The 7,708-nt window shown below is 70.0% G+C and carries 6 protein-coding genes and 2 tRNA genes; 5 read left to right on the forward strand and 3 right to left on the reverse strand.

Going from position 1 to position 7,708, the window contains the following annotated elements; genetic code table 11:
• Nucleotides 1-18: 18 nt before the first annotated feature.
• Together MXD58_RS15495 and MXD58_RS15500 are read right to left on the reverse strand one after the other, a co-directional pair.
• Nucleotides 19-690 (reverse strand): hypothetical protein, encoded by a 672-nt coding sequence (locus MXD58_RS15495; protein ID WP_250609444.1) that lies wholly within the window; start codon nt 688-690, stop codon nt 19-21.
• Between the two features lie 343 nt (nt 691-1,033).
• Nucleotides 1,034-1,107, reverse strand: a tRNA-Gly gene (locus MXD58_RS15500).
• A gap of 47 nt (nt 1,108-1,154) precedes the next feature.
• On the opposite strand from MXD58_RS15500, the gene MXD58_RS15505 reads away from it, so the two are divergent.
• The 5 genes from MXD58_RS15505 to clpX all read left to right on the forward strand — a co-directional run bounded on the left by MXD58_RS15505 (nt 1,155) and on the right by clpX (nt 6,072).
• Nucleotides 1,155-1,227 (forward strand) — tRNA-Pro (locus MXD58_RS15505).
• A 55-nt stretch (nt 1,228-1,282) separates the two neighbouring features.
• On the forward strand, nt 1,283-2,761 hold the full coding sequence (gene tig, locus MXD58_RS15510; RefSeq protein WP_248838886.1) for a trigger factor: 1,479 nt from the start codon (nt 1,283-1,285) through the stop codon (nt 2,759-2,761).
• A 315-nt stretch (nt 2,762-3,076) separates the two neighbouring features.
• Complete coding sequence (locus tag MXD58_RS15515; RefSeq protein WP_248838885.1) at nt 3,077-3,712, forward strand: ATP-dependent Clp protease proteolytic subunit; 636 nt, start codon at nt 3,077-3,079, stop codon at nt 3,710-3,712.
• 53 nt (nt 3,713-3,765) lie between these two features.
• Nucleotides 3,766-4,443, forward strand: a complete 678-nt coding sequence (locus tag MXD58_RS15520) for an ATP-dependent Clp protease proteolytic subunit (RefSeq protein ID WP_284678404.1) — start codon at nt 3,766-3,768, stop codon at nt 4,441-4,443.
• Between the two features lie 339 nt (nt 4,444-4,782).
• Complete coding sequence (clpX, locus tag MXD58_RS15525) at nt 4,783-6,072, forward strand: ATP-dependent Clp protease ATP-binding subunit ClpX (protein ID WP_248838884.1); 1,290 nt, start codon at nt 4,783-4,785, stop codon at nt 6,070-6,072.
• A 54-nt stretch (nt 6,073-6,126) separates the two neighbouring features.
• On the opposite strand, the gene MXD58_RS15530 is transcribed toward clpX, so the two are convergent.
• Nucleotides 6,127-7,428 carry a bifunctional folylpolyglutamate synthase/dihydrofolate synthase gene (locus MXD58_RS15530; RefSeq protein ID WP_248838883.1) on the reverse strand — a complete coding sequence of 434 codons (1,302 nt, stop codon included), beginning with the start codon at nt 7,426-7,428 and terminating at the stop codon, nt 6,127-6,129.
• Nucleotides 7,429-7,708: the final 280 nt, after the last annotated feature.

The raw sequence follows: 7,708 nt of genomic DNA on the forward strand, positions 1-7,708 counted from the left end.
CGCGCCACACCCGCTCGATCACCGTGCCGACGCGCCGGTCAGGATGGCGCCGTCACGCAGCGCGGGCAGCACGCGTAGCAGCGGCTCCCAGGCGTAGGCGGCCTGCTGCAGCGCGAGCCGGCCGCGCCCGTCGTCCGCGTCCGGGCCGATGAGGCCCGGCAGCACGGCGAGGTCGGCGTTGGCGGCGGCGTGTCGCTTGCCGAGCTGGACCGCGGCGACCATCTCGGCCTCGGTGAGATCGGTGATCTCGGTCCGGTCGTGGAACCGGGGCCGGTCCGCGGTGGCCACCCCGGCGCGGACCAGCAGGTCCCGGTCGACAAGCAGGGCGAATCCCGCGCCGCGCCCGCGCGCCAGCCGGCTCGCCCGATAGGTGGTCGGGTCGACCATCCGGGCCAGGTCGAGCACCCGGCCGGGGGGCAGCCGCGCCGGGACGATGTCGAGCACGTCCAGCCCGCGGCTGTGGGCATGCGCGGTGGCGGCCCGCCGCTGCTCGTCGCTCAGCCGAATTCCTGGCGTGGTGAGCAGCACGTACCGGGTGTGCGCGGACCGCTCGGCGGCGGGCTCGCCCGGGAGATCACCGCCCTGGAGATCGATGACGTCCAGGGCGTGCAGCCGGCCGCGCAGCCGCGCGGTGTTCACCCCGATCCCGATCCCGACGATCACCGGAAGCCAGCCGCGGCGCCTGGTCACGATACGGACCTCCGAACATCTCGGGATCTATCGGCTAAAAGGGAAAATACCCCCACGGGTGCACCCTGCGTGCGCTGAGGGGTCTCGACCAACACACCACGGTCGGCGGCGTCCTGGCGGGAGCAGAGAGTTCGGGCGACACACGCGGGAAGCATGCCACTGCGTCATTCCCCTGGGGCCGACCCGGACCGAACAGACCACGGTGTCGCAGCGGAGGCGCGGTGGGCCCACGGCGACCGGCGCCGCCCAGGGGAGGGTGTCTCCGCCGGCGATCAGGCACCCGCCGCTGGTCACGCGGGGCGGTGCCGACCTACCGGAACCGCCGGCAGGCGGCCGGGTGGGTTGGAGCGGGTGACCGGGATCGAACCGGCATGGCCAGCTTGGAAGGCTGGGGCTCTGCCATTGAGCTACACCCGCATGGTGATCGAGGCGAGCTTACCCCGTAGGATAAGCGTGCAACGCCTCGGGGCGTAGCGTAGTGGCTAGCGCGCCTGCTTTGGGTGCAGGAGATCGGGAGTTCGAGTCTCCCCGCCCCGACCGATAGCCTCGGCGTGTCACCCCGTCCAACGTCGTACCAGGAGACCGCCGCGCCGTGAAGGCCACCAAGGAGACCCTCAGCCCGACCCGGGTCAAGCTCACCGTCGAGGTGCCCTTCGACGAGCTCAAGCCCTCGCTCGACGCCACGTACCGCAAGCTCGCCCGCCAGGTGAAGGTGTCGGGGTTCCGGCCGGGCAAGGTCCCGCCCCGCATCCTCGACCAGCGGCTCGGCCGCGGCGTGATCCTCGACGAGGCCGTCCAGGAGGCGCTGCCGCAGCTCTACTCCGAGGCCGTGCAGGCCGAGGAGGTCGACGTGCTGTCGCGGCCGGAAGTGGACATCACCGAGTTCGCCGACGGCGGCCAGCTGGTGTTCACGGCGGAGGTCGATGTCCGGCCCGAGCTCACCCTGCCCGAGTTCGCCGACCTGTCGGTCACCGTCGACTCGATCGAGGTGACCGACGAGCAGGTCGAGGAGCAGCTCGGCGCGCTGCGGGACCGGTTCGCCCAGCTCACCCCGGTGGAGCGGCCCGTGCAGACGGGTGACTTCGTCTCGCTGGACCTCTCGGCCGAGGCCGACGGTGAGCCGGTCGAGGGCGCCGAGGCGACCGGGCTGTCCTACGAGGTCGGCAGCGGCAACCTCGTCGAGGGCCTCGACGAGGCGATCATCGGTGCCGCTGACGGCGAGGCGCGCACCTTCACCACCGAGCTGCTCGGCGGTGACCAGGCCGGCAAGCCGGCGCAGGTGACCGCGACCGTCCGCGGGGTCAAGGAGAAGGAACTCCCCGATCTCGACGACGACTTCGCCACCACCGCCAGCGAGTTCGACACGCTCGACGAGCTGCGGGCGGACGTCCGCGGTCGGTTGGAGCAGTCGCGCCGCACCGAGCAGGTCGGCCAGGCCCGGGAGAAGTTGCTCGAGAGCCTGCTCGAGCGGGTCGAGGTGCCGGTTCCCGACTCGCTGCTCACCGGGGAGATCGAGGCCCGGGAGCACCGCCTGACCCACGAGCTGGAGCACATTGGCACCGACCGCGCCAGCTACCTCGAGACGCTCGGCCAGTCCGCCGAGGAGTTCGACGCGGAGGTCCGGGAGACGGCCGGCAAGGCGATCCGCTCGCAGTTCATCCTGGACGCGGTCATCGACGCCGAGTCGATCGGGATCGACCAGGGCGAGCTCATGGAGCAGGTCATCATGCGGGCCCAGCGGTCCGGCATGCAGCCCGACGTGTACGCCCAGCAGCTCGCCCAGGGCGAGGGACTGCAGGCGCTGATGGCCGACGTGCTGCGGACCAAGGCGCTCTTCCTGCTCCTCGAGAACGCGAAAGTCGTCGACGGCGAGGGCAACGACGTGCAGCTCGCGCTGCCGGCCCGCCCCGCGCCCGAGGACGCCGAGGACGCCGAGGACGAGGACGAGTCCGCGCGGGCCGAGGTTGCCGAGGTCGAGGCCGCCGAGGTCGAGGCCGCCGACGACGAGCCCGCGGGCGTCACGGACGCCGCCGACACGACCACCGGCGGTGCCGGTGACCGGGACGTCTGACGTCGACTGAGAACCCTGATGGCCCCCGGACCCGGTCCGGGGGCCATCACCGTTTGGGCGGTCACCGTGCGGGGGTAGGGACATTTCGGACCTGCCCCGCATGGGGTCGGAAGGGCGCCGTGCCCGATGTGAGCCGGCGAATGTCGACCCTGCGTCGCCGAATGTCGCGGCCCGTCGCCGGTGCGGCCGTCCGGACTGGCCGGTCCTCACGCCCAGCGCGAACATCGAGCCTGAAGGGCCGGAACTCGCGCGTGTCACAGATAGTGTCGAGCCGGTCAATCAGCCGCCCCATGTGAGGAAGCCGAGGAGCTGACCGTGAGTAACCTCGCAGTTCCGCGCCTGCCCGGTCCGGAGCTCCGTTCGCCCGGCCAGGGTGGACCAGCCTTCGACGACCAGGTGTTCAACCGCCTGCTGGCCAACCGGATCGTCTTCCTCGGATCAGTGGTCGAGGACTCGATCGCCAACACGATCTGCGCGCAGCTCCTGCTGCTCAACGCCGAGGACCCGACCCGAGACATTTTCCTCTACATCAACTCGCCGGGTGGCTCGGTGAGCGCGGGCATGGCGATCTACGACACGATGCAGTTCGTCGAGAACGACGTCGCGACCGTGTCGCTCGGCCTGGCCGCCTCCATGGGGCAGTTCCTGCTCTGCGCCGGCGCGCCGGGCAAGCGCTACTCGCTGCCGCACGCGCGGATCATGATGCACCAGCCGTCCGGCGGTATCGGCGGAACGGCTTCGGACATCGCCATCCAGGCGGAGCAGATGCTCTACACCAAGCGGATGATGCAGGAGCGAATCGCCTTCCACACCGGTCAGCCGATCGAGCAGATCGAGCGCGACTCCGACCGGGACCGGTGGTTCACCGCCGAGGAGGCGAAGGACTACGGCTTCGTCGACCACGTCGTCCAGCAGGCCCGCCAGGTCCCCAGCGAAGGCCCGGTGAGCTGAGCGGTCCCCGCTCGGCCGGACCGCCACCGTCATCCGTTCCCGGAGGCAGCCACATGTTCCACGAGACCCTCTACCAGCAGATGCGGTCCGAGCAGGCCCGCCAGGCCGCCGCACCGCAGAGCCGCTACGTCCTGCCCAACATCATCGAGAAGACCTCCCGCGGCGAGTACGGCATGGACCCGTACTCGAAGCTGCTCAAGGAGCGGATCGTCTTTCTGGGTGTGCAGATCGATGATGTGTCGGCGAACGATGTGATGGCGCAGTTGTTGTTCCTGGAGTCGGAGGATCCGGACCGGGACATCTCGATCTACATCAACTCGCCGGGTGGGTCGTTCACGTCGCTGACGGCGATCTACGACACGATGCAGTTCGTGCGTCCGGATATTTCGACGATCTGCATGGGGCAGGCGGCGTCGGCGGCGGCGGTGCTGCTCGCGGCGGGGACGCCGGGCAAGCGGTTCGCGTTGGAGAACAGCCGGATCCTGATCCACCAGCCCTCCGCGCAGGGCGAGGGCCAGTCCAGCGACATCGAGATCCAGGCGCGCGAGATCCTTCGGATGCGCTCGCTGCTCGAGCGGATGCTGGCCGGGCACACCGGCAAGACCGAGGAGCAGATCCGCAAGGACACCGAGCGGGACAAGATCTTCAGCGCCGACGAGGCCAAGGCATACGGCCTCATCGACGAGGTCATCAAGACCCGCAAGTCCTCCCGGCTGGCCACCAGCAGCTGAGGTGGGTCCCCGCCGGCGCGCGACCCGCGCCGGAGCGATTGCAGCCCGTGAATCTGCTCCGGCGCGGATACCACGCACGGCGCGCCGACGGGATTGAATCCGGTCAGCGGGTTCGAGGTGTGACGCGTTGGCCTAAGGGGACGGCATGGGCGCGCGGGGGAGGCCGAGGTGACCGTAGGCTGACCGGTATGAGCCGAGCGATAGGGCACTCACCGGGTCGCTTGGCGGGGTACCGTCCCCACGGGGATGGTTGCAGGCAGACACGCGACGACCGGGCGGTGTCAACCGCCCCTGACATGCAGGCGACACCATCGTCTGGACGAAGGGACTGAGTCCTCGGTGGCACGCATCGGTGATGGCGGTGACCTGCTCAAGTGCTCGTTCTGCGGTAAATCGCAGAAGCAGGTGAAAAAGCTCATTGCCGGCCCTGGCGTCTACATCTGCGACGAGTGCATCGATCTGTGCAACGAGATCATCGAGGAGGAGCTCTCCGAGTCCTCCGAGCTCAAGTGGGACGAGCTTCCCAAGCCTCGGGAGATCTACGAGTTCCTCGACGGCTACGTCGTCGGCCAGGAGACAGCGAAGAAGACCCTCTCCGTCGCGGTGTACAACCACTACAAGCGGGTGCAGGCCGGCGGTTCCGGCGGCGGCGAGGGCGGTAAGGGCGAGGTCGAACTCGCCAAGAGCAACATTCTGCTACTCGGCCCGACGGGATGTGGCAAGACCCTGCTCGCGCAGACACTTGCCCGGATGCTCAACGTCCCGTTCGCCATCGCCGACGCGACCGCGCTCACCGAGGCCGGGTACGTGGGCGAGGATGTCGAGAACATCCTGCTCAAGCTTATTCAGGCAGCCGATTATGACGTCAAGAAGGCTGAAACGGGCATTATCTATATCGACGAGGTCGACAAGATAGCCCGTAAGTCGGAAAATCCCAGCATCACCCGGGATGTGTCGGGCGAGGGCGTGCAGCAGGCGCTGCTGAAGATCCTCGAGGGCACCACCGCGAGCGTGCCGCCGCAGGGGGGCCGTAAGCACCCGCACCAGGAGTTCATCCAGATCGACACGACGAACGTCCTGTTCATCGTGGGTGGCGCCTTTGCCGGGCTGGACCGGATCATCGAGTCCCGGATCGGCAAGAAGTCGCTGGGATTCCGCGCCGTGCTGCACGGTAAGGACGACCCGGACGCCACCGACGTCTTCGGCGACATCATGCCGGAGGACCTGCTCAAGTACGGCATGATCCCCGAGTTCATCGGCCGCCTGCCGGTCATCACCAGCGTGTCGAACCTCGACCGCGAGGCGTTGATCCGCATCCTCACCGAGCCGAAGAACGCGCTCGTCCGCCAGTACAAGCGGCTGTTCGAGCTGGACAGCGTGGATCTCGACTTCACCTCCGACGCGCTGGAGGCCATCGCCGACCAGGCGATCCTGCGCGGCACCGGCGCCCGTGGCCTGCGGGCAATCATGGAGGAGGTGCTGCTGTCGGTGATGTACGACATCCCGAGCCGCAAGGACGTCGCCCGGGTGGTCGTGACCCGCGAGGTCGTCCTCGAACATGTCAACCCGACGCTCGTGCCCAGGGACGTCGCCTCGAAGCGGGCGCCCCGCCAGGAGAAGTCCGCCTGAGGCCGGCGGCCAGCCGGGCCGGGCCGAGCCCGCCCGAACGGGGCGGCTGTTGGCTCACCGTCGCGGTGTCGCCAGCCCTCGGCGCGCCTCCGTGAGGTGGTAGAAGGACCCGGTCACGAGAATCGCCCCGTCCGGACCGGCCCTCCTGGTGGCAAGCGCCGTCGCGGCCGCCACAGAGGTCGCTTCGATCGCCGTGTGCCCCAGCCGGCGGGCGGCGGCCAGTACCTGGTCCACCGGGATCGCGCGCGGCGAGTCGGGCTCGCAGCAGACCAGCGCCTCGATCCGGTCGCCGGGTAGCTCCGCGAGGGTTCCCTCGAAGTCGTGCCCGCGCAGCGCGCCGTAGACGACCGTCCAGCGCCGCCCCGGGAACTCCTCGACGAGCGACCTCGCCAGCGCCGCCGCGGCGGCGGGGTTATGCGCGCCGTCCAACACCCGCGGCGGCGCCTGGCCCAGGATCTCCAGCCGGCCCGGAGCCCGCACGGCACCGAGCCCGGCCCGGACGACCTCGGCCGGCAGCGGGCGCTCGAGGAACGCCTCGACCGCCGCGAGCGCGCACGCGGCGTTGTCGTCCTGGTAGGCGCCGTGCAGCCCCAGCAGCACATCGTCGTAGCGGGCCCGCGGCGTGCGCAGGTCCCCGCGGCGCCCCGCCGGATCGGGCCGCCCGCGCTCCATCGCGAAGTCCCGGCCCAGGCGCAGCACGGTCGAGGCCGGGGTCGCGGCGAACACGTCGTCGAACCGGGCCTCGACGTCGCCGAGCACGAGCCGCGCGCCGGGCTTGACGATGCCGGCCTTCTCCCGGGCCACGCCGGCCATGCTGCCGGCATAGTCGAGGTGATCGGCGCCGATCCCGGTGACGACGGCGATCCGGCCGTCCGCGATGTTCGTGGCGTCCCAGCGGCCGAGCAGGCCGACCTCGACGACCGCGACGTCCACGGCCCGCTCGGCGAACCAGTGGTAGGCCGCGGCGGTCAGCAGTTCGAAGAAGGTCGGCCGGGACGTCATCGTCGCCGCGGCGTCCACCGCGGCCCCGACCGCGCCGGCGAACTCGTCGTCGTCGATCGGCCGGCCGCCCACGGCGAGCCGCTCGTTGACCCGTTCCAGGTGCGGACTGGTGTAGAGGCCGACCCGCAGGCCGGCGGCGTCGAGTAGGGCGGCGGTGATCCGGGCCGTCGACGTCTTGCCATTGGTGCCGGTCAGGTGGATGACCGGGACCCGGTGCTGCGGGTCGCCGAGCCGGTTCGCGAGCTCCCGCATCCGTTCCAGGCTGGGCACCGGCGGTTCAGCGGTGATCGCCTGCTTCTCCAGGTCCACCGATTCGTCCAGCGCGGCCCGCGCCGCCTCGTAGGTCCACGTCACCTGTCACTCCCGCCCTCGCTACTGGGCTCGACAGTAGCGACCGGCACAACCCGGACGAGTCGCCCTTCCAGCTGACGGACCCGAACGTCCGGGCGGTGGCGCGGGCGGGCGCCGGCCGTGACCGGCGCGCCGCACTCGTAGGATCGAGATCGTGACACGCCCCCCCGCACCAGTCTCTTATAAAAATAATAACCTGCCGACCAAAACATATAACTTTATATATCAGTGGTCGGCGGATTATTAAAAAACGGGGGGGGGGGGGGGGGGGGGGGGGGGGGGG

The sequence above is a fragment of the Frankia sp. AgKG'84/4 genome, from assembly GCF_023242965.2.
Classification (GTDB): domain Bacteria; phylum Actinomycetota; class Actinomycetes; order Frankiales; family Frankiaceae; genus Frankia.